Below are 21352 nucleotides of genomic sequence, written 5' to 3' on the forward strand. Positions count from 1 at the left end.
GAGAAAAGGGCAGATGAAGCACAGTGAGCAGGGCAAATCTTAGCGACTACGGAAGACAATGCGGCCTTTGCTCAGGTCGTACGGGGTCAGTTCGACAGTCACTTTGTCGCCTGTCAGGATGCGGATATAGTTTTTGCGCATCTTACCGGAGATATGAGCGGTAACCACGTGTCCGTTCTCAAGCTCTACGCGAAACATGGTGTTTGGTAACGTATCAAGTACGGTACCCTGCATTTCAATATTGTCTTCTTTGGCCATCGAATCCTCTGGGTGGACTACCTGTCAGTTGAACCGGCAAGATAATGCCGAATTCCATCAGTTATGTAAAGAAACGTTGGCGGTTAGCCAACGCTTCGCCGTGCGACGCGCTATGCGCGAGCATCTCGGGTTAAATTCGGGTGTTGTTGACGTCTGCGGGGAGTTAGCGGGCTGAGAAGCTGTGCAGCACCTCTTCAGGATAACGTGACACGGCCCCGGGAGTATTCATCTCCCAGCCTGGCAATTCCGGCTCGCTATGGCGAAGTGCGAACGACATACCAAACGACGATATTATATCACCGATATGAGCTTATGTGTGCAAAACATCTGCTCAGATTAAAAAAGTGTCTGTTTTTGCCAACATTCAACGCCCACAGACTGAGAAGCCAGCTCCTGCACATAACGTAAATAGTCTACGCGGCCAATCTCTTGCGCACCGAGTGAAGCCGTGTGTGGGTTAATCACCTGACAATCCACTAACACGCCCTGATGGCGTAAAAAGTGCTGACAAAACACCAGTAAAGCAGTTTTTGAGGCATTTTCTTTGCGGCTAAACATCGACTCACCACAAAACATTTTTCCCAGAGAGAGGCCATACATCCCGCCGACCAGGGCATCCTGATGCCAGACTTCAATCGAGTGCGCATGGCCCAGTTCAAACAGACGCAGCCAGGCCCGTTTGACCTCAAAAGTGATCCAGGTGCCTTCATCACGCTGGCTGGCACAGCCCTCAATAACGCTCGCAAAGGCATGATTCATGGTCACGCGATAGGGTGAGCGCTGGTGAAAACGCTTCATGCTGCGGCTGAGATGGAAGTTTTCGGGTAACAGCACGGCGCGTGGGTCGGGTGACCACCATAAAATCGGATCGCCAGGGGAGAACCACGGGAAGATACCGCTATTATACGCGCTTAACAGGCGGGCAGGGGAGAGGTCGCCTCCCATAGCAAGCAGGCCATTTGGCTCGCGTAATGCCATTTCCGGCGGCGGAAAATGGAGCGATTCTCGTGAAAGCTGTATCAGTCTCATTGTGTTGTCATACCCGTTTAATCTCCGTATAGACTATAGCGCAAAGCGCCTGTGGAGACGCCAGTAATCCCCCTGACTGGCGATTAACAGGTCGTGTGTTCCCTGTTCACTTAACTGGCCTGCCTCCATGACACAAATACGATCCAACTGATGTAGCTGAGTGAGGCGGTGCGTGACCATTAACAACGTTTTATCCTGGGTGACGCGGAAGATCAGGTCGAGGATCTGGCGTTCGGTATGGCTGTCCAGGCCTTCAGTGGGTTCATCCAGCAGCCAGAGATCGCCATCATGTAACAGGGCACGTGCAATGCCTATACGCCGCAACTCTCCGCCAGACAATGGCCTACCGCCATCACCCATCCACATATCCAACTGTTCATCCTCCTCTGCCAGATAGCGCAGACCGACCTGTTCCAGCACCTGCAACAGCCTTTCGTCACTTGCATCTGGCCGCGCGATCAATAAATTTTCACGCAGTGTACGAGAGAAAAGATAGATGCGTTGAGGCATTACGCTGATGCGTTGACGTAATGCGGTTTCGTCCCAGCGGGTTATCGGTTGCTGGTTGAGCAGGATATCACCGCATGCCGCCTCGGCCTGGCGAGTGAGTAACGCTAAGATTGTCGACTTGCCACAGCCCGTTGGGCCGAGCAGTGCCACATGCTCACCGGCGTTGATCGTCAAACATAAGTCGTTAAGCACTGGTTCAAGACGCTGAGGCCAGGTGAAATGCAGATGATTGAGTTCAACGGTCATCCCGGCATGTTGTGGCAGTGGCGTGGAGGGATAAACCATCGCCGCAGATTGTTGGGTGATTTGGCTAACGCGCTGCGCTGCGCTAATGACCTGTGCCAGCGGGAGAAATGCTGCCGTCACTGGACCCAACGCTTCGAACGCGGCGAGGGCGCAAAACAGCATCAGGGCCATTATCGGTCCTTTGTCCGCCTGAGCCGCTGCCAGCCACAACAGCAAGGTTGCGGTACAGCCGCTTATCAGCAGCAGCAATGCCTGCGATTTTGCCTGCAATCGCTGCTGCTGGAGCTGTGCCTGCTGCCAGCGCTGTTCTTGTTGATCGATCTCTTTACGCCATGCAGCACTGGCACCGTAAATCATGAGCTCAGCCTGGCCCTCCAGCCACTGGAGCAGCTGCTGATGCCAGAGATTGCGTGCGCTGCCAATGGTGTATCCCAATGGTCTGGCTTGCCGCCAGAACAAGGCGGGCAATAACAGCAGGGTGAGCAGCATAATGCCGCCCAGCGTCAAAGCCAGCGGCACATCAATCAGGCTCAGGCCGATGCTCACGCTGACAATCACCACCAGTGCACCTGCCAGTGGCGCAATCACGCGCAGATAGAGGTGATCCAGAGTATCCACATCAGCAACAAAACGGCTCAGCAGATCGCCATGACGAAAACGGGCAAGCTGAAAAGGGGCCAGTACCATTAAGCGGGAGAAGGTGAACACGCGCAGGTGCTGCAACACGCGAAAGGTAGCGTCATGGCTGACCAGCCGCTCTGCGTAGCGAGCAGCGGTGCGAATGATGGCTGCACCGCGAACACCCGCAGCGGGCAGCATGTAATTAAAACTGTAAAGCCCCGCACTGCCAGCCACGGCACTGGCGGCAAGAAACCAGCCGGACAGGGTCAACAAGCCGATACTAGCGAGCAGGGCGAGTATCGCGAGCACAATCCCGAGCGACAGACGCACAGGATGACGACGCCACAGGCGCAACAGTGACCACATTACGCAAGCTCCTTATGATTCATCAGCGCCTCTGGCATCGATTCCGCAGGCCCTTGAAAAATAAATGTTCCTTGCTGCATAACCCAGACGCGATCCCAGCGATGCACTTCACGCTGGTCGTGGCTGATCATCAAGGTGGTTTGCTGCTGAGCGGCTTGTACGAGAGCGTGCATCACCAGCCGTTCGCTGTGTTGATCGAGGCTAGCGGTAGGCTCATCCAGCAGCAGCAGGGCCGCTGGCTTATACAAGGCTCGGGCCACCGCAACGCGTTGTGCCTGCCCCACGGAAAGCCCTATGCCCGCATCGCCCGTTGCACTGTCGAGACCGGCGGGCAGGCGCGCGAGGAATTCACTCACCCCCGCTTGATCCAGCACCTGTTGCAGGCGTTCCGGCTGTTCGTTGCCTGATAGCACGATATTTTGCCGTAGCGTTGGCGCGGGCAACTGCGGATTCTGCCCGACCCATGCGAGATGCTGTTGCCACTGTTCGCGTGCAATATCGCGCAACTCTGTGCCATTGACCTTGAGTGAGCCGCTATAGGGCAAAAAGCCTAACAGGACGTTCATCAGGGCACTTTTTCCCGCGCCGCTAGCGCCAATCAGCAGCACCCTTTCCCCAGGAGAAAGGGTAAAACTGAGCGCGGAAGTCAGGGCTTTACCGTGAATGGTGGTGACAACCAGGTCTTTCGCGTCGAGCTGAAAAGGGGCCTGGGGCAGAACGGCTGGATCGCAGGTGGGGATTGCAGGCTCAGGCGCTTCCACCATAAACGTCTGGAGGGCATCCGCGCCGCCAACGGCTTGCGCCTTGGCATGATAAAAGGTGCCGAGATCGCGCAGCGGCTGGAAAAACTCAGGCGCCAGGATCAAAGCCAGAAAACCGGAAAATAACGTTACCCCGGTGCCGTAATGGCCAAAATTCAGTTCGCCCAGATAGGAAAAACCAAAATAGACGGCGACAACGGCAATCGCCAGTGAGGCGAAGAACTCCAGTACCGCAGAGGAGAGAAAGGCGAGGCGTAACACTTCCATGGTGCGTTTACGGAAGTCTTCACTCGCGTTGGCAATCGCCTGCTGTTCAGCGGTGGTGCGATGAAATAGTTGGAGGGTATCACGCCCACGCAGGCGGTCGAGAAAATCCCCACTCAGACGGGCCAGCGCCTGAAAATTACGCCGGTTTGCTTCTGCGGCTCCCATGCCCACCAGGGCCATAAAGAAGGGAATCAGGGGAGCACTAACCAGTAAAATTAATCCAGCGGCCCAGTTGAGGGGAAACAGGGTAATCAGGATGATGCAGGGGATAAGGGCGGCGAGTGAGAGTTGCGGCAGGTAGCGTGCGTAGTAATCCTGCATCTCTTCAATCTGTTCCAGCAGCAACGTAGCCCAACTGCCCGCCGGTTTTCCTTTGATCCATGCCGGGCCCAGAGAGGCAAGGCGATCGAGTACCTGTTGACGCAGTTTGCGCCGAATAGCCAGTCCGGCACGGAAGCCGGCTAAATCGCGCAGGTATTGAATCAATGCTCGTAGTACAAAGCAGGCCAGCAGCCAGAGAAACGCCGGACCCAGAGCCGTACGGGGCACCTTGTCGATAATCAGGTATTGCAGCAAGCTGGCTATCAGCCAGGCCTGCCAGACGATCAAGAGAGCGCTGACCACGCCCAAACATGAAGTCAGGTGCAGCCAGTGCCCACCGTGGCGGCGCTGTAGCCGCAGCCAGCGCAGAAGTTCCTGCTGTCGAGTTTTGTTCATTAAACGTTGCCCGAGCCAGAAAAAAGAGTCAGGAGATAATTTCCCCTGGAAATTAGCGGGTTAATCTAGCACGAGGGCAATAAAAAAGGCGACGGAAAACCGTCGCCTTTATGAAGTCAGATCAGATGGTTAACAACTTACTTATCGGTTTTAACCAATCCATCGAGGAAGCGTTCTGCATCCAGCGCGGCCATACAGCCAGTGCCTGCTGAGGTGATAGCCTGACGATAGATATGGTCCATCACATCACCCGCAGCGAATACGCCTGGGATGCTGGTCTGAGTGGCATTGCCCTGCAAACCGGACTGCACTTTGATGTAGCCGTTCTCCAGTTCAAGCTGACCATTGAAGATGGCGGTGTTCGGGCTGTGACCAATCGCGACAAACAGACCTGCGACCTCAAGATTTTCCACTTCGTCGGTCAGGGTGGAGCGCAGCGTCAATCCTGCCACGCCCATCTCATCACCGGTGACTTCTTCCAGGGTGCGATCGGTATGCAGCACGATGTTGCCGTTACGCACTTTGTCCATCAACCGGTCGATCAAGATTTTCTCTGCACGGAAGCTGTCACGGCGGTGAATCAGGTGAACTTCTGCCGCAATGTTAGCCAGGTAGAGTGCTTCTTCTACCGCGGTGTTACCACCGCCGATCACCGCAACTTTCTGGTTGCGATAGAAGAAACCGTCACAGGTGGCGCAGGCGGAAACACCACGGCCTTTAAACGCCTCTTCTGAAGGCAGACCGAGGTAACGTGCAGAAGCACCGGTCGCGATAATCAGCGCATCAGAGGTGTATTCACCGCTGTCGCCAATCAGACGGAACGGGCGCGTTTGCAGGTCAACCGTATGAATATGGTCGAAAATGATTTCAGTATTGAATTTCTCAGCATGCTCCTGCATACGTTCCATCAATGCTGGACCGGTCAGATCATGCGGGTCGCCTGGCCAGTTTTCCACTTCCGTGGTGGTGGTCAGCTGGCCGCCTTTTTCCAGTCCGGTAATCAGGACGGGATTTAAGTTGGCGCGTGCTGCATAGACAGCAGCGGTATAACCGGCCGGGCCTGAGCCCAGAATGAGTAGTTTACTGTGTTTAACCGTACTCATGTGTTCCTCTGTTTCATTTGGCTGAAAGCATGGTTAAGGATTGTAGGGAAATTACAGACGCAAAAAAAGCCTTAAACAATTTTGTTAACGATAGCTGCGAGTGGCGTAGACGATGATGGCCGTTTTTGCATCACGGATGCGCTAAAATGGGGCATAACTCGGAAAATTAATCATCAGCAGCTAAAAAATACTCATTTAAAATCAGTTACCCAGAGGGCTGTCTGGCATCTTGTCCTGAATTTGGAGATTTTACTTTGACAATCGCCTGCGCTTTTGCGAAAACATTGGGAGAAGGGAAGAACTTTTAGCGAATCATGATGGGCAAAGCGCCCGGAAATGAACGTTCGTTAAAAAAAACAGCCTGGCATTGGTAATGACGCATGATGTGGACAGACAACATGCGTCATACAGATGGGCGCGAAATTCGCACCGGCTTTGGCTTCACTTCATTAATGCCCGAGACAAAAGTGGTTTTTTTTGAGCGTGGCAGGTTAAGGGAAGGAATTAAGAGAGACAATAATAATGGTAGACAACAAGAAGCGCCCCGGGAAAGACCTCGATCGTATCGACCGTAACATTCTGAATGAGCTGCAGAAAGATGGCCGAATTTCTAACGTCGAGCTTTCCAAACGCGTCGGTTTATCACCAACGCCGTGTCTTGAACGTGTTCGTCGTCTGGAGCGCCAAGGGTTCATCCTCGGCTATACTGCACTTCTGAACCCACACTATCTGGATGCATCACTGCTGGTATTTGTTGAGATTACTCTGAATCGTGGTGCGCCGGATGTGTTTGAACAATTTAACGCCGCTGTACAAAAACTTGAGGAAACTCAAGAGTGTCACCTGGTTTCTGGTGATTTCGACTACCTGCTGAAAACGCGCGTGCCGGACATGTCTGCTTATCGCAAACTGTTGGGCGAAACCTTGCTACGCCTGCCGGGCGTTAACGATACGCGTACCTATGTAGTGATGGAAGAGGTCAAACAGAGCAACCGTCTGGTGATCAAAACCCGTTAATGCAGGGCAGGTGCAAATCCCGTGGGATTTAGGTACACTCCTGTGAATACATACAGGACCAGCGTCGGGCTTCTCCGACGCTGTTGTCTTCTTAATTTACAGGCACCTGGAGAGTTCTCTTGAGCCAGGAATATACAGAAGATAAAGACGTCGTATTACAACCGCTCAGCAGCGGGCGTCGTTTGCTGGAAGCTTTACTCATTCTCGTTGCACTTTTCGCCATCTATTTGATGGTTTCCCTTGTCACCTTTAACCCTTCCGATCCCAGTTGGTCACAGACCGCCTGGCATGAACCTATTCATAACCTTGGTGGTGCACCAGGCGCATGGATGGCGGATACCCTGTTATTTGTCTTTGGCGTGATGGGCTATGCCATTCCGCCCGTGATCGTGGGCCTGTGCTGGAAAGCCTTTCGCCAACGTGATAACCAGGATTACATCGACTACTTTGCGATTGGCCTGCGCCTGATTGGCGTGCTGGCATTGGTGGTGACCACCTGTGGCCTGGCCGCGCTAAACGCTGATGATATCTGGTACTTCGCTTCAGGTGGCGTGATTGGCAGTCTGATCAGCAGTGCTATCGCACCTTACCTCAATCCGGTCGTCAGTACGCTGGCGCTGCTGGTGGTTTGGGCTGCGGGTATCACCCTCTATACCGGCTGGTCATGGCTGACGATTGCCGAACGCATTGGTGGCGTAGTGATGGGCGTATTAACCTTCGCCAGTAACCGCTCACGTCATGATGAACCCTGGCAGGAGGAAGAGGAGGAAGAGTATACCGATGAGCAGCATACTGCGGAGCCTCTGACTGCGGCTGCACGCCAGGAATCCGATGAAGAGGATGACGTCCTGCTGGCCGCACCGCGTCGTCCTGATGAAGTCCCTCAGGCACCTGCGGAAAATGCCGCGACGGTAGCCCTGCCTTCTGACCCTCTGTTAGCCACAGCCGCTGCGGCTACCGCAGCGGCTGTACATCAGGCGGCTGTAGCGATGCCAGCGGCTGCGATCCCGGTGGCTGCAGCGCAGAGTTCTGCTGTTCAGCCTACTACATCCGCGCAGCCGTTGAACGAACAGCCACCTGTTGCAGCTACACCACAGCCGTTGTCTTCCGTGGCACCCGCTGCCTTTAGTCAGCCTGCGTCGTCGGGTGTGGCACAACCAGAAAGCGTCCAGACTGCCGCTACAGCGGGAAGCCAGGCACAGCCTGTGTTCACCGGGGATACTTCACAGCCAGCCCCAACCGAGCAGGCACCGCCGCTCTACCGCTTTGAGGTGCCCGAGTCACAAGGCAGCGCATTTAGCGTGTATGAAGAAGACGATGGCCCGCAGATGGGCAACTGGCGTTCAGCGACTGAAACCGGAGCCGCCGCCGTTGCCGCGAGTTCTGTTGCCGCTGCTGCACCGTTGTTTGATCTTGCGCCAGAATCAGAGAGTAACCCTCAGGTGAAGCAGGGCATTGGTCCTTCATTACCGCGCCCTAATCCGGTCAAACTGCCAACGCGACGTGAGCGAGCTTCATGGGGCATCAAACTGCCTTCACAACGCATGGCAGAAGAAAAAGCGAAAGCGGAAGCTGAGCAAAAGCTGGCGAATACGGAGCAGGTTCCCCCACAGGTTGATCTGGCTGTGCCACATGCCGCAGAGCAGGAGTGGAGTAGCGAAGAACAAGATACCCTGCAGCAGGCCGAACTACGCCATGCGTTTGCTACGCAGCAGCAGGACCGCTATGGTGCCGACTGGCAAACGTCGTCCGCGCAGGAAGAGGATGATGAAGCTCAGCAACAGGCCGAGCTGGCACGTCAGTTTGCTGCGCAGCAACAGACCCGCTATGCCCCAGAGCCGCCGGTGCAGAAGCCCGTGTTGGATCTTGGCAAAGAGAGCATTTTTGATCTCTCACCGATGAAAGATTTGGTGGATGAAGGCCCGGGCGAGCCACTGTTTACACTTTCGGCCACGCCAGAGCCTGCGGCCCCTGCTGCACCGGCAGTCACCGTTACGCCACCTTCCTCTTATCACCATCAACACTCGCCGTTTGAAATGGCGCGTCAGCGTCAGGCTGCGGCTGCACAAGCTGCGGCGGCTGAAGTGCAACCTGAGCCGCCTGTCGAACCTGAGTATCAGACGCAGGCATCATCCTATTTTGCACCTGAACCCGTTGTGCCGGAACCTGTTGCTCCGGCACAAGAAGAAACTGCACAAACCGCGTTCCAGGAGAGTTTGTTCCATCCCTTCCTGGTGCGGCATGAGCAGCCGTTAGAGAAGCCTTCCACACCGCTGCCAACCCTGGATCTCCTCACTTCGCCACCGCTGGAAGAGGAACCGGTTGATATGTTCGCTCTTGAGCAGACGGCTCGTTTGGTTGAAGCAAGGCTTGGCGACTACCGTGTGAAAGCGGAAGTGGTGGGGATTTCACCAGGACCAGTAATTACCCGTTTTGAGTTGGATCTTGCACCGGGCGTAAAAGCGTCGCGCATCTCTAACCTCTCACGGGATTTGGCGCGTTCGCTCTCTGCCGTTGCAGTACGTGTCGTGGAAGTGATTCCCGGCAAACCCTATGTGGGGCTTGAACTGCCTAACCGCCATCGCCAGACCGTTTACCTGCGTGAAGTGCTGGACTGCCCGCAGTTCCGTGAAACCACCTCACCGCTGGCAATCGTTCTGGGGAAAGATATTGCCGGGCAGCCAGTCGTCGCCGATCTGGCGAAAATGCCGCATCTGTTAGTGGCAGGTACGACTGGTTCCGGTAAGTCGGTGGGGGTCAACGCCATGATCCTCAGCATGCTGTATAAAGCCACCCCGGAAGAGGTGCGCTTTATCATGATCGATCCGAAAATGCTGGAGCTGTCGGTCTATGAAGGGATTCCGCATCTGTTAACAGAAGTGGTCACTGACATGAAAGATGCGGCCAATGCGCTGCGCTGGAGTGTGGGTGAAATGGAACGGCGCTATAAGCTGATGTCTGCACTGGGCGTTCGTAACCTTGCCGGTTACAACGAAAAAGTGCAGCAGGCTGAAGCCATGGGTCGACCGATTCCCGATCCGTTCTGGAAGCCGGGTGATAGCATGGACACCTCACCGCCAGTACTGGAGAAATTGCCGTACATCGTGGTGATGGTGGATGAGTTTGCTGACCTGATGATGGCCGTCGGTAAGAAGGTGGAAGAGCTGATTGCGCGCCTGGCACAGAAAGCGCGTGCGGCAGGTATCCACCTGGTGCTGGCGACCCAGCGCCCGTCGGTGGATGTCATTACCGGTTTGATCAAAGCAAACATTCCGACCCGTATCGCCTTTACGGTCTCCAGTAAAATCGACTCCCGTACCATTCTCGATCAGGGGGGCGCGGAATCTCTGTTGGGCATGGGTGATATGCTCTATATGCCACCTAACTCCTCAATGCCGGTGCGTGTTCACGGCGCGTTTGTACGCGACGAGGAAGTCCATGCAGTGGTACAAGACTGGAAAGCGCGTGGTCGACCGCAGTACATCGATAGCATTACCGCAGGTGAAGAAGGCGAAGGCGGCGGTGCATCAGTTGAAGGTGGCGACGATCTGGACCCACTGTTCGATCAGGCCGTGGCATTTGTGGTGGATAAACGTCGTGCCTCCATTTCAGGTGTTCAGCGTCAGTTCCGTATCGGTTACAACCGCGCTGCCCGCATCATTGAGCAAATGGAAGCGCAAGGCATTGTCTCTGAACCTGGACATAACGGTAACCGCGAGGTGCTCTCACCACCGTCACATGAAATGTAATGCGACGCGCGGGCCGAGCCGCCTTTTTGCCAGGCGGCTCAGTCAGTAACAATTGTTACGGTTGTCTTTACAGGGTTTTACCGGGCCAGCGTATGCTGGCCCGTTGTGTATCTGACAAACCACCCCATATAATTCGCAAGTTTAGGGTTATTCTCCTGGCAACTTGCGCTCGCAGCGACCAAAGTAAGTGCTGTAACAGCGGAAAACAGACCAATAAGGAATTGAAGCAGATGAAATTACGCGTAATCGCCTGTGGCCTACTGGCCACCTTTATGTCTGCCACGGTGCTGGCTGATGCGTCCAGCACGCTGCAACAGCGTTTGAATAAAGTGAATAGCTTCCATGCCAGCTTCAGCCAAAAAGTGACCGACAGCACCGGGGCAAACGTGCAGGATGGTCAGGGGGAGCTGTGGGTTAAACGTCCAAGCCTGTTTAACTGGCACATGACCGCCCCGGATGAGAGCGTCATCATTTCTGATGGCAAAAATCTGTGGTTCTACAATCCGTTTGTTGAGCAGGCCAGCGTAAGCCTGTTGAAAAATGCTACCAGCAATACGCCGTTTATGCTGATTGCCCGTAACCAGCCTTCTGACTGGCAAAAATATAATGTCAAACAGCAGGGCGATAACTTCGATCTGACACCGAAAAGTGCAGATGGCAACCTCAAGCAGTTCACCATCACGGTGACTGCAGCCGGGACGATCAATCAGTTCAGCGCCATTGAACAAGACGGGCAACGCAGTAACTACCAGCTGAAAAGTCAGGTTAACGGCGCTATCAGCCCGGATAAATTCACCTTTACGCCACCTCAAGGGGTGACGGTAGACGACCAACGTCAGTGAGGTTTGCGTGAGTAATCTGTCGCTGGATTTTTCGCCTGAAGCCTTCAGGCCTCTGGCTGCCCGTATGCGGCCAGAGACGCTGCAACAGTACATTGGCCAGCAGCACCTGTTGGCGGCGGGTAAACCGCTGCCACGGGCGATTGAAGCGGGCCATCTCCACTCCATGATTCTGTGGGGGCCGCCTGGCACCGGTAAAACGACGCTGGCGGAACTGATTGCACGTTATGGCAATGCGGACGTGGAGCGAATTTCCGCTGTGACGTCGGGCATTAAAGAGATCCGTGAAGCGATAGAACGCGCGCGGCAAAATCGCCAGGTTGGGCGGCGTACCATCCTGTTCGTTGATGAAGTGCATCGCTTTAATAAAAGCCAGCAGGATGCATTCTTACCGCACATTGAAGATGGCACCATCACATTTATTGGTGCCACCACAGAAAACCCGTCGTTTGAACTCAACTCGGCACTGTTATCGCGCGCTCGCGTCTACCTGCTTAAATCCCTCACCACAGCGGATATTGAGCAGGTGCTCGATCAGGCGATGCAGGATAAAACCCGAGGTCTCGGCGACAGTGATATTGTGCTGCCTGACAATACCCGGCGCATGATTGCAGAACTGGTCACCGGGGATGCGCGTCGCGCACTCAATACGCTGGAAATGATGGCGGACATGGCCGAGCTTAATGCTCAGGGCCAGCGGGAACTCACGCCTCAGCTACTGAATGAAGTGTCTGGCGAGCGTGCCGCCCGCTTTGATAACAAGGGTGACCGGTTTTATGACCTGATCTCCGCGCTGCACAAGTCGGTACGGGGTTCCGCCCCGGATGCCGCACTCTATTGGTATGCCCGAATTATCACCGCAGGCGGTGATCCACTGTATGTGGCCCGGCGTTTGCTGGCGATAGCGTCTGAAGATGTGGGTAATGCCGATCCCCGTGGCATGCAGGTCGCGATAGCCGCGTGGGACTGCTTCACGCGTGTCGGGCCAGCCGAAGGTGAACGAGCGATTGCTCAGGCGATCGTTTATCTGGCCTGCGCACCGAAGAGCAATGCGGTGTATACCGCCTTCAAAGCCGCGATGCGTGATGCGCGGGAAAATCCAGATTACGATGTGCCAGAGCATCTGCGCAACGCGCCGACCAAACTCATGCAGGAGATGGGGCTAGGGAAAGAGTACCGTTATGCGCACGATGAGGTGAATGCCTATGCCGCAGGAGAGGTCTATTTCCCGCCTGAAATGGCACAAACGCGCTACTATCATCCACCCACACGCGGGCTGGAAGGTAAAATTGGTGAAAAGCTAGCCTGGCTGGCTGAACAGGATCAAAATAGCCCGATAAAACGCTACCGCTAAAACAGGTGTTGCGGTAAGGTGAGCAATAATTTCAACGCATTCCGTGTGAATGCGTCCCTCCGTTCTATCAATTAACTTCATAAAGCAGGATAAGCATGCTCGATCCCAATCTGCTGCGTAATGAGCCAGACGCAGTCGCTGAAAAACTGGCACGCCGAGGATTCAAACTGGATGTTGAGACGCTGCGCTCCCTTGAAGAGCGCCGTAAAGTATTGCAGGTTGAAACGGAAAATCTGCAGGCTGAGCGTAACGCACGATCCAAATCCATCGGTCAGGCCAAAGCGCGCGGGGAAGATATCGAGCCACTGCGTCAGGAAGTCAACACCCTGGGCGAACGTCTGGATGCGGCAAAAGTTGAGCTGGATGTGCTGCAAAACGAGATCCGTGATTTCGCGCTAGCCATGCCAAACCTGCCAGCGGATGAAGTGCCACTGGGCCGTGATGACAGTGAAAACCTGGAAGTCAGCCGCTGGGGCGAGCCGCGCCAGTTCGATTTCGCGGTAAAAGATCACGTAGAACTGGGCGAACAAGCCAAAGGGCTGGATTTTGCCGCTGCAGTTAAACTGACCGGTTCACGTTTCGTGGTGATGCAGGGCCAGGTTGCACGCCTGCACCGTGCACTGAGCCAGTTCATGATCGATCTGCACAGTGAAGAGCACGGTTATCTGGAAACCTACGTACCTTACCTGGTTAACCATGAAACCTTATACGGCACCGGTCAGTTGCCGAAGTTCGGTGGCGATCTGTTCCACACCCGTCCGCTGGAAGAAGAAGCGGACAGCAGCAACTATGCGCTGATCCCAACGGCAGAAGTCCCGTTGACCAACCTGGTGCGTGATGAGATTCTGGAAGAAGAGAATCTGCCGCTGAAGCTGACCGCACATACGCCATGCTTCCGATCTGAAGCGGGCTCTTATGGTCGTGATACCCGTGGTCTGATTCGTATGCACCAGTTCGACAAGGTCGAGATGGTGCAGGTGGTTGCGCCAGAAGCCTCAATGCAGGCACTGGAAGAGCTGACCGGCCATGCTGAAAAGGTTCTGCAACTGCTGAACCTGCCATATCGCAAAATGCTGCTCTGCACCGGCGATATGGGCTTTGGTTCTACCAAAACCTATGACCTGGAAGTCTGGCTGCCAGCGCAAAACACCTACCGTGAAATCTCTTCTTGTTCCAACATGGGTGATTTCCAGGCACGTCGTATGCAAGCCCGCTGCCGTAGCAAGACCGAGAAAAAACCGCGTCTGGTGCATACGCTGAACGGTTCAGGTCTGGCTGTTGGTCGTACGCTGGTTGCGATTCTGGAAAACTATCAGCAGCAAGATGGCCGCATTGCGGTGCCGGAAGTACTGCGTCCTTACATGAAGGGTGCTGAGTTCATCGGATAATCCCTTAGTAATGCATAAAAAGACCGCAATTTCATCATTGCGGTTTTTTTTCGTCGGGACTTTTTTGCAGCTTCTCTTCTAACCGCAGCAACTGCTCAGGCGTTACCGCCGGGTAGCTGGGGGCATCTTCCGGGATCTCATGGACCGCCGGAATCGGAATTAAGGGGCCAAGAAAACGCGGCTCGCGTTTCATAATATAGAGATCTGCCAGTGCACCCAGGCGTGCAGCCACTTCGCGTATGCGAATATTCAGCATATCTTTGGGAGAGGGAACGGCATAGCACTGTGCCTGAATGCCCAGATGCTGGGCAATGAACAGCGCACGCTCGCAGTGAAAACGTTGTGTGATGATAATGAAATCATTGGTATCAAAGACTTTACGCGTGCGGACGATGGAATCCAGCGTACGGAAACCGGCATAGTCCAGCACGATATCAGCCGGATCTACGCCCGCTTTAATCAGATCGCGCCGCATTGTGACTGGCTCATTGTAGCTCTGTTGCGCATTATCCCCGCTCAGCAACAGGTAATTGACCTTGCCACTGTTATAGGCGTTGAGTGCGCCCTGAATACGGTAAAGGTAATACTGATTGATCACGCCAGTGCGATAATATTTCGCGGTGCCTAATACCACACCAACCTGACGGTGGGGGAGTTCGGTGACGTTTTCGTAGATGAAGGGGGCGGTTTTCCAGCTGATCCAGCGGTCGAGGCCGAGCGCGGTTGCTACCATCAGAAGAATGATAATCAGCAATCCGACAGACAGGCGTTTCAACATGGGTACAGCAATCCAGTGACAATCATGTTGCAAGGCTACTTGAGCGGCAGCCGTAGAGCAAGTTAACGCTGCACGGCTGACGTTTTTTTACCCGAAGTCGAGCCTTTCGGCCCGACGGGGGAGATTAAATCGAGGTACGACGGTAGTGACGGTACTGCGGTAACCAGAAGTTATCCGCAACTGCTTTCGACAGCACATCTTCGGAGGTGACAACAGCCACACCGGCCAACTGAGCCGCTTTACCGACTTCCATCGCGATGATTTTTGACACGCCCTGAATATCCTGAATTTCCGGCAATACCGGCCCTTCACCTTCGTTCACCAGCGGCGAGCAGTCTGCCAGCGCGCGGCTGGCGGTCATCAGCATTGAGTCGGTAACGCGTGAGGCACCCGAAGCGATAACACCCAGGCCAATACCAGGGAAGATATAGGAGTTATTACACTGGGCAATCGGATAGGTTTTGCCTTTCCAGCTAACCGGAGCAAATGGGCTACCGGTGGCAACCAGTGCTGCACCGTCAGTCCATGCGATGATATCTGAAGGCTGTGCTTCCACGCGTGACGTTGGGTTAGAAAGCGGCATCACGATTGGGCGTGGGCAGTGTTTGTGCATCTCGCGAATAATTTCTTCGGTGAACAGGCCTGGCTGACCCGACACACCAATCAGAATATCCGGGCGCGCATTGCGCACGACATCCAACAGAGAAATGGCTTCGTTAGTGAGATCCCAGCTTGCCAGGTCTTCGCTTTTTTGCACCAGACGGCTCTGGAAGTCGAGCAGGTTTGGCAGCTTGTCCGTCAGCAGGCCGAAGCGGTCAACCATAAACACGCGTGCGCGCGCTTCGGCATCGCTCAGACCTTCGGATTTCATCTCGGCGATAATCTGCTCGGCAATACCACAGCCCGCAGAGCCCGCGCCAAGGAAGGCCACTTTCTGGTCACGCAGACGGCTACCTGCCGCACGGCTTGCCGCAATCAGCGTCCCTACAGCCACCGCTGCGGTGCCTTGAATATCATCGTTGAAGCAGCATACTTCGTCACGATAGCGTTCCAGTAGCGGCATCGCATTTTTCTGCGCAAAGTCTTCAAACTGCAACAGCGCTTTTGGCCAGCGACGTTTTACTGCCTGAATGAAATCGTTGACGAAGGCATCATACTCTTCGCCTGTAATACGCGGGCTACGCCAGCCCATATACAGCGGGTCGTTCAGCAGTTGCTGGTTGTTAGTACCCACATCCAGCACCACTGGTAAGGTATAGGCCGGGCTGATGCCGCCACAGGCGGTATACAGGGAGAGCTTACCAATTGGAATGCCCATGCCGCCAATGCCGAGGTCGCCCAGACCAAGAATGCGCTCACCGTCAGTCACGACAATGACTTTTACGTTCTGCTTGGTGGCGTTTTGCAGCATATCTTCGATGTGCGCACGGTTAGGATATGAGATGAAAACGCCGCGCGCACGACGATAAATTTCGGAGAACTGTTCACAAGCTGCACCCACGGTCGGGGTATAGATGATTGGCATCATTTCAGCGAGGTGGTTATCGAGCAGGCGATAGAACAGGGTTTCGTTGGTATCCTGGATATTGCGCAGATAGATGTGCTTATCGATATTGGTCTTGAAGTCCTGGAACTGACGCCATGCGCGCTGAGCCTGTTCTTCAATGGTTTCTACTGCTTCGGGTAGCAGGCCATTCAGATTAAACTCGTTACGTTCTTCCACTGAGAACGCACTGCCTTTGTTCAGCAGGGGAAATTCCAGCAAAATCGGTCCGGCGTAGGGGATGTATAAAGGTCGCTTACTTTCGTACTCGAGTTCCATTAGGTGATGCTCCGGTTGCGGTGTTGAATTTTTATTGTTGTGCTGTTTCAGAATGCTGGCGTCAGATCCTAGTAAATTTGCGCCAGAAGTACAGCACTTGTTAATAAAAGGTCATAAATCCCGGCGCAACCGGCTTCAGTGTCAGGGCTTTTGCAGCGCGACGCGGGCAATGTTGTCACAGCCCAGCGCGTGCAGCGTGGCAGAAAAATCGGCCCACTGGCTGATGATCGCGTCTGATGATTCCGCTAATACCGCCTGTTGCAGGTCATCGATGCTCTCACCGCTGAGGTTTAGGGCGATCAGCGCGGCCTGTAATGGAGGCAGTGAGGGGTTGAAGGCGGCATTTTCTGCGTAGGAGCCGCTGAACTGTCGGCCACGTTTAGTCAGTAGCGCAACCCCGCTGTGAGCGTGGCTGTAAGGCGCATGGCTACGGTTAGCCGCGGCAATCGCTGTCTGATCCAGCGCTTCTCCGTTCAGGAGATAACCATGGTTGCACTCATCCAGCAAGAAAGTGGTGACGGCCAGGTCGCGTGGGCCAAAGGCATTCGGCAGGTAGTCTGCCAGCTTACTCTGCGCCCGCTCTGGCAGGCGAATGGATAACTCAAGGCCACTGTTCAACTCATTCATAAACTGGCGACAGTGTCCGCAAGGCGTGTAATTGACGGTGATACTCTGCAATCCCTGCTCACCACGCACCCAGGCATGGGTAATGGCGCTTTGCTCAGCATGCACGGTTTGTTGCAAGGCCACGCCGCGAAATTCCATATTGGCACCGAAATACCAGTGCCCGCTTTTGCCGTGTGCAATCGCCCCAACGGAAAAGTGCGAAACCGCTTCCAGTGCACATGCAGCCGCAAGCGGTAACAGCGCCAGTGCCAAATGATGCTCATCCAGCCCACTTTGCTGCTGTAACTGTTTCACCTGTTCAGGGGTTAAGAATCCTGCGAAATCAGGGGCGGCAATCACCGGTTGCACAGCGGCCTGGAGCGTAGCGGGCAGAGAAGCCAGGGCTTCGGAAAATCGTGGGTGCATATCAACCTCGTTATCAATCACTGCGGCAAAGGGCCGTCTCGCTGTTATATGTGATCTACGTCAGGCTGACAATGCAACAAGTTGCGCTTGTTTCATCTTTGCGAGATGTATCGCAAACTTTTAACCGATCCAGCGCATCAGCAGCGGGAAGATCAAGGGTGCCAGTAGCGAAGTGATAATGCCGCAAATCACCAGTGCCAGGGAGCTAAAGGCACCTTCCTGATAATCCATTTCCACAGCGCGTGCCGTACCCAGCGCGTGGGAAGCATTTCCCATGGCCAGCCCGCGTGCGGCTTTGCTGCGAATGCCCAGTAAATTAAACAACATATGCGCAAACACCGCACCGAGCGTACCGGCGATTAACACACAAATCGCACTGATAGCGGGGATGCCGCCCAGGGTGGCCGACACTGCCATAGCAATCGGCGTGGTCACCGATTTGGGCATCACCGTGGCGGCAATTTCCTGCGAGGCCCCCAGCCACAATGCGATGGCGGTGCCGGAGACCATCGCAGTCATACTGCCGATGGCACAGACTGTGATTATCAGTTTCCAGCGAGCGCGAATTTGATGGATCTGCTCATACAACGGGATTGCCAGCGCGACTACCGCCGGTTGCAGCAGCTGATTCAGGATTTCACTCCCGGCAAAATAGCGGCTGTAGGGGAGCCGTAAGAGCAGTAGCAGTGGAATGATGATCGCCATGGCAATCAGTAACGGGTTGACCAGCGGGCTTTTAAAGCGCGCCGCCAGCGTGCGTGCCAGCCAATAGACCGCTACGCTAAGCGGCAGTGACCACCAAAAATCATGCATCGTCTTGCTCCGTTGGTGTATTGGCCCGGTGTATTTTTTCGCTACAGTAGCCCACGGTAAGCAGCACCAGAAACGTACTGACAAAACAGGACACCATCAGCGGGCCAAACTGCGCCAGCAGTACCTGCCACCACACCATAATGCCGACGCTAATCGGAATGAACAGCAGCAGCATATTGCGCATCAGCAGGTGCCCGCCAGGTTTGACCCACTCAATATTCACCAGTTGGCTGGTCAGCAAAGCGAACAGAATCAGCATGCCGATAATACTGCCAGGCAGTGCAAACGGCAGGAGGGTAGCAATGCCATCACCCGCCCACAGACACAGATAAAGGATGATAAAAGCACGCAGCAAACGCCCAGCGGTGGCGAGTAGGTTCAGCATATTGGCTCCAGGGGGATCGTACGAAACGTCGCTATTTGAACAGGTTATCTGAAGCAGGCGGAGGTGTCAGTATCAGGACGGGAAAGCAAGGGGGAAAATGAGGCTCCCTCGTGCGGAGGGAGCCTGAGTGATTACTTCACTGGCATACCCGGCTGTGCGCCGCTGTCTACCGAGAGAACAAACAGATCTTTGCCGCCAGGACCTGCTGAAAGCACCATACCTTCCGAGATGCCAAAGCGCATCTTACGCGGTGCCAGGTTGGCAACAATGATGGTCATTTTGCCCACCAGCACTGAAGGATCAGGATATGCCGCACGGATACCAGAGAAGATTTGACGCTTCTCGCCGCCCAGATCCAGCTCAAGGCGTAGCAGTTTGTCAGAACCTTCAACCAGCTCAGCCTTTTCAATCAGCGCAACGCGCATATCCACTTTGGCAAAATCATCAATGGTGATCGCTTCGCCAATCGGTGCATCTGCCAGTGGGCCGGTGGCTGCCGGGGCGCTCGCTGCGGCAGCTTCTTCTTTAGAAGCATCAATCAGCGCGGTCACTTTGGTCATTTCGATACGGCCATACAGGGCTTTAAACGGTGCAACCTGATGGTCAAGCAGTGGTTGTGCAATCGCATCCCAGCTCAGTTCCGTGTTGAGGAAGGCTTCGGCACGTGCTGTCAGTGATGGCATCACTGGCTTCAGCCAGGTCATCAGAACGCGGAACAGGTTGATGCCCATTGAGCAGATGGCTTGCAAATCAGCATCACGGCCTTCCTGCTTCGCCACCACCCACGGCGCCTGCTCATCCACATAACGGTTGGCGATATCCGCCAGCGCCATGATTTCGCGGATGGCGCGGTTATATTCACGGCTGGCCCAGGCTTCACCAATGCGCTCTGAAGCATCGACGAAGGTCTGATACAGCGCCGGATCTGCCAGTTCTGCGGCCAGTTTGCCGTCAAAACGCTTGCTGATGAAGCCCGCATTACGTGAAGCCAGATTGACCACTTTGTTAACGATATCGGCGTTAACACGCTGCACGAAATCTTCCAGGTTCAGGTCGATATCATCAATGCGTGAAGAGAGTTTCGCGGCATAGTAGTAACGCAGGCTGTCGGCATCCAGATGCTGCAACCAGGTGCTGGCTTTAATGAAAGTTCCGCGCGATTTAGACATTTTCGCGCCATTGACTGTCACATAACCGTGCACAAACAGGTTGTTCGGTTTACGGAAGCCACTGCCTTCCAGCATGGCTGGCCAGAACAGGCTGTGGAAATAGACGATGTCTTTACCGATAAAGTGATACAGCTCGGTGGTGGAGTCTTTCTTCCAGAACTCATCGAAATCAATGTCGCCACGTTTGTCACACAGGTTTTTGAATGAACCCATGTAGCCAATCGGCGCATCCAGCCAGACGTAGAAATACTTGCCTGGCGCATCGGGGATTTCGAAGCCGAAATAAGGTGCATCGCGGGAGATATCCCACTGCTGCAAACCTGATTCGAACCACTCCTGCATTTTGTTCGCCACTTGCTCTTGCAGCGCGCCTGAACGCGTCCACGTCTGCAACATGGCGCTGAATGACGGCAGGTCAAAGAAGAAGTGTTCAGAATCACGCAATACCGGGGTCGCGCCGGAAACCACTGATTTTGGATCAATCAGCTCCGTTGGGCTGTAGGTTGCGCTGCACACTTCACAGTTGTCACCGTACTGATCCGGTGACTTACATTTCGGGCAGGTGCCTTTCACAAAACGATCGGGCAGGAACATGCCTTTTTCCGGATCGTACAGCTGTGAGATGGTGCGGTTTTTAATAAAACCGTTCTCTTTCAGACGGGTATAAATCAGCGCCGACAGCTCGCGGTTCTCTTCACCGTGGGTGGAGTGATAGTTGTCATAGCTGATATCAAATCCGGCAAAGTCAGTCTGGTGTTCGGTTTTCATCTCTTCGATCATCTGCTCCGGCGCGATACCCAGCTGCTGAGCTTTCAGCATAATTGGGGTTCCGTGAGCATCGTCTGCACAGATGAAGTAAACCTGATTGCCACGCATTCGCTGGTAACGCACCCAAATGTCTGCCTGAATGTGTTCAAGCATGTGACCGAGATGGATTGAACCGTTCGCGTACGGCAGAGCGCACGTTACCATTATCTTTTTAGCGACTTGAGTCATAGTTTGCGTAGCTTACTGTTGATTGACAAATTGGGCTTAGATGTTAACCGATGCACCCTCTGGCGTAAACACGAGGCGCAGTCACTCATTCGTCTGGGCTATCTGATATTATTGTTTAATCACTGATGTATA

16 protein-coding genes are annotated in these 21352 nt (G+C 54.4%); 5 read left to right on the forward strand and 11 right to left on the reverse strand.

Annotation, left to right across the window (positions count from 1 at the left end; translation table 11 throughout):
* Window positions 1-39 precede the first annotated feature (39 nt).
* The 5 genes from infA to trxB form a co-directional block, all read right to left on the reverse strand.
* The gene (infA, locus tag B880_RS0108745; RefSeq protein ID WP_002211347.1) at window positions 40-258 is read right to left on the reverse strand and encodes a translation initiation factor IF-1; all 219 of its coding nucleotides are present in this window, start codon (window positions 256-258) and stop codon (window positions 40-42) included.
* A 336-nt stretch (window positions 259-594) separates the two neighbouring features.
* Window positions 595-1287, reverse strand: coding sequence for a leucyl/phenylalanyl-tRNA--protein transferase (gene aat, locus B880_RS0108750; RefSeq protein WP_026042510.1), 693 nt, complete (start codon window positions 1285-1287; stop codon window positions 595-597).
* 33 nt (window positions 1288-1320) lie between these two features.
* The gene (cydC, locus tag B880_RS0108755) at window positions 1321-3030 is read right to left on the reverse strand and encodes a heme ABC transporter ATP-binding protein/permease CydC (protein WP_017347016.1); all 1710 of its coding nucleotides are present in this window, start codon (window positions 3028-3030) and stop codon (window positions 1321-1323) included.
* Window positions 3030-4775: a heme ABC transporter permease/ATP-binding protein CydD gene (gene cydD, locus B880_RS0108760; RefSeq protein WP_017347017.1), complete on the reverse strand. Its 1746-nt coding sequence runs from the start codon at window positions 4773-4775 to the stop codon at window positions 3030-3032. The genes cydC and cydD overlap by 1 nt, the downstream gene beginning before the upstream one ends.
* 137 nt (window positions 4776-4912) lie before the next feature.
* Window positions 4913-5878, reverse strand: a complete 966-nt coding sequence (trxB, locus tag B880_RS0108765; RefSeq protein ID WP_017347018.1) for a thioredoxin-disulfide reductase — start codon at window positions 5876-5878, stop codon at window positions 4913-4915.
* Between the two features lie 522 nt (window positions 5879-6400).
* On the opposite strand from trxB, the gene lrp reads away from it, so the two are divergent.
* The 5 genes from lrp (at window position 6401) to serS (ending at window position 14225) form a co-directional block, all read left to right on the forward strand.
* The gene (gene lrp / locus B880_RS0108770; RefSeq protein WP_017347019.1) at window positions 6401-6895 is read left to right on the forward strand and encodes a leucine-responsive transcriptional regulator Lrp; all 495 of its coding nucleotides are present in this window, start codon (window positions 6401-6403) and stop codon (window positions 6893-6895) included.
* A gap of 119 nt (window positions 6896-7014) precedes the next feature.
* Window positions 7015-10644 carry a DNA translocase FtsK gene (locus B880_RS0108775; protein ID WP_017347020.1) on the forward strand — a complete coding sequence of 1210 codons (3630 nt, stop codon included), beginning with the start codon at window positions 7015-7017 and terminating at the stop codon, window positions 10642-10644.
* A gap of 230 nt (window positions 10645-10874) precedes the next feature.
* Window positions 10875-11486: an outer membrane lipoprotein chaperone LolA gene (lolA, locus tag B880_RS0108780; RefSeq protein ID WP_017347021.1), complete on the forward strand. Its 612-nt coding sequence runs from the start codon at window positions 10875-10877 to the stop codon at window positions 11484-11486.
* Between the two features lie 7 nt (window positions 11487-11493).
* On the forward strand, window positions 11494-12837 hold the full coding sequence (locus B880_RS0108785; protein ID WP_017347022.1) for a replication-associated recombination protein A: 1344 nt from the start codon (window positions 11494-11496) through the stop codon (window positions 12835-12837).
* A gap of 95 nt (window positions 12838-12932) precedes the next feature.
* Window positions 12933-14225, forward strand: coding sequence for a serine--tRNA ligase (gene serS / locus B880_RS0108790; RefSeq protein ID WP_017347023.1), 1293 nt, complete (start codon window positions 12933-12935; stop codon window positions 14223-14225).
* Window positions 14226-14259: 34 nt separating this feature from the next.
* Here serS and sanA read toward each other — a convergent pair whose 3' ends face one another.
* From sanA to metG, 6 genes are all read right to left on the reverse strand, one after another.
* Window positions 14260-15003, reverse strand: a complete 744-nt coding sequence (gene sanA, locus B880_RS0108795; protein WP_017347024.1) for an outer membrane permeability protein SanA — start codon at window positions 15001-15003, stop codon at window positions 14260-14262.
* Between the two features lie 124 nt (window positions 15004-15127).
* Window positions 15128-16825 carry an NAD-dependent malic enzyme gene (locus B880_RS0108800; protein ID WP_017347025.1) on the reverse strand — a complete coding sequence of 566 codons (1698 nt, stop codon included), beginning with the start codon at window positions 16823-16825 and terminating at the stop codon, window positions 15128-15130.
* 141 nt (window positions 16826-16966) lie between these two features.
* On the reverse strand, window positions 16967-17857 hold the full coding sequence (gene cdd / locus B880_RS0108805) for a cytidine deaminase (RefSeq protein ID WP_026042511.1): 891 nt from the start codon (window positions 17855-17857) through the stop codon (window positions 16967-16969).
* 120 nt (window positions 17858-17977) lie between these two features.
* Window positions 17978-18670 carry a CidB/LrgB family autolysis modulator gene (locus tag B880_RS0108810; RefSeq protein WP_017347027.1) on the reverse strand — a complete coding sequence of 231 codons (693 nt, stop codon included), beginning with the start codon at window positions 18668-18670 and terminating at the stop codon, window positions 17978-17980.
* Window positions 18663-19055: a CidA/LrgA family protein gene (locus B880_RS0108815; RefSeq protein ID WP_017347028.1), complete on the reverse strand. Its 393-nt coding sequence runs from the start codon at window positions 19053-19055 to the stop codon at window positions 18663-18665. Before B880_RS0108815 ends, B880_RS0108810 begins: the two co-directional genes overlap by 8 nt.
* Before the next feature lie 131 nt (window positions 19056-19186).
* Complete coding sequence (metG, locus tag B880_RS0108820) at window positions 19187-21220, reverse strand: methionine--tRNA ligase (RefSeq protein WP_026042512.1); 2034 nt, start codon at window positions 21218-21220, stop codon at window positions 19187-19189.
* Window positions 21221-21352 lie beyond the last annotated feature (132 nt).

This window comes from Pantoea sp. A4, from assembly GCF_000295955.2.
GTDB classification, from domain to species: domain Bacteria; phylum Pseudomonadota; class Gammaproteobacteria; order Enterobacterales; family Enterobacteriaceae; genus Pantoea; species Pantoea multigeneris.

Bases quoted from the DNA above. Each gene is read 5' to 3' on its own strand.
- B880_RS0108800 (WP_017347025.1), bottom strand. From the start codon at position 16,825: ATGGAACTCGAGTACGAAAGTAAGCGACCTTTATACATCCCCTACGCC.
- metG (WP_026042512.1), bottom strand. From the start codon at position 21,220: ATGACTCAAGTCGCTAAAAAGATAATGGTAACGTGCGCTCTGCCGTAC.
- lrp (WP_017347019.1), top strand. From the start codon at position 6,401: ATGGTAGACAACAAGAAGCGCCCCGGGAAAGACCTCGATCGTATCGAC.
- infA (WP_002211347.1), bottom strand. From the start codon at position 258: ATGGCCAAAGAAGACAATATTGAAATGCAGGGTACCGTACTTGATACG.
- sanA (WP_017347024.1), bottom strand. From the start codon at position 15,003: ATGTTGAAACGCCTGTCTGTCGGATTGCTGATTATCATTCTTCTGATG.
- B880_RS0108810 (WP_017347027.1), bottom strand. From the start codon at position 18,670: ATGCATGATTTTTGGTGGTCACTGCCGCTTAGCGTAGCGGTCTATTGG.
- B880_RS0108815 (WP_017347028.1), bottom strand. From the start codon at position 19,055: ATGCTGAACCTACTCGCCACCGCTGGGCGTTTGCTGCGTGCTTTTATC.
- lolA (WP_017347021.1), top strand. From the start codon at position 10,875: ATGAAATTACGCGTAATCGCCTGTGGCCTACTGGCCACCTTTATGTCT.
- cydD (WP_017347017.1), bottom strand. From the start codon at position 4,775: ATGAACAAAACTCGACAGCAGGAACTTCTGCGCTGGCTGCGGCTACAG.
- aat (WP_026042510.1), bottom strand. From the start codon at position 1,287: ATGAGACTGATACAGCTTTCACGAGAATCGCTCCATTTTCCGCCGCCG.
- trxB (WP_017347018.1), bottom strand. From the start codon at position 5,878: ATGAGTACGGTTAAACACAGTAAACTACTCATTCTGGGCTCAGGCCCG.
- serS (WP_017347023.1), top strand. From the start codon at position 12,933: ATGCTCGATCCCAATCTGCTGCGTAATGAGCCAGACGCAGTCGCTGAA.
- cdd (WP_026042511.1), bottom strand. From the start codon at position 17,857: ATGCACCCACGATTTTCCGAAGCCCTGGCTTCTCTGCCCGCTACGCTC.
- cydC (WP_017347016.1), bottom strand. From the start codon at position 3,030: ATGTGGTCACTGTTGCGCCTGTGGCGTCGTCATCCTGTGCGTCTGTCG.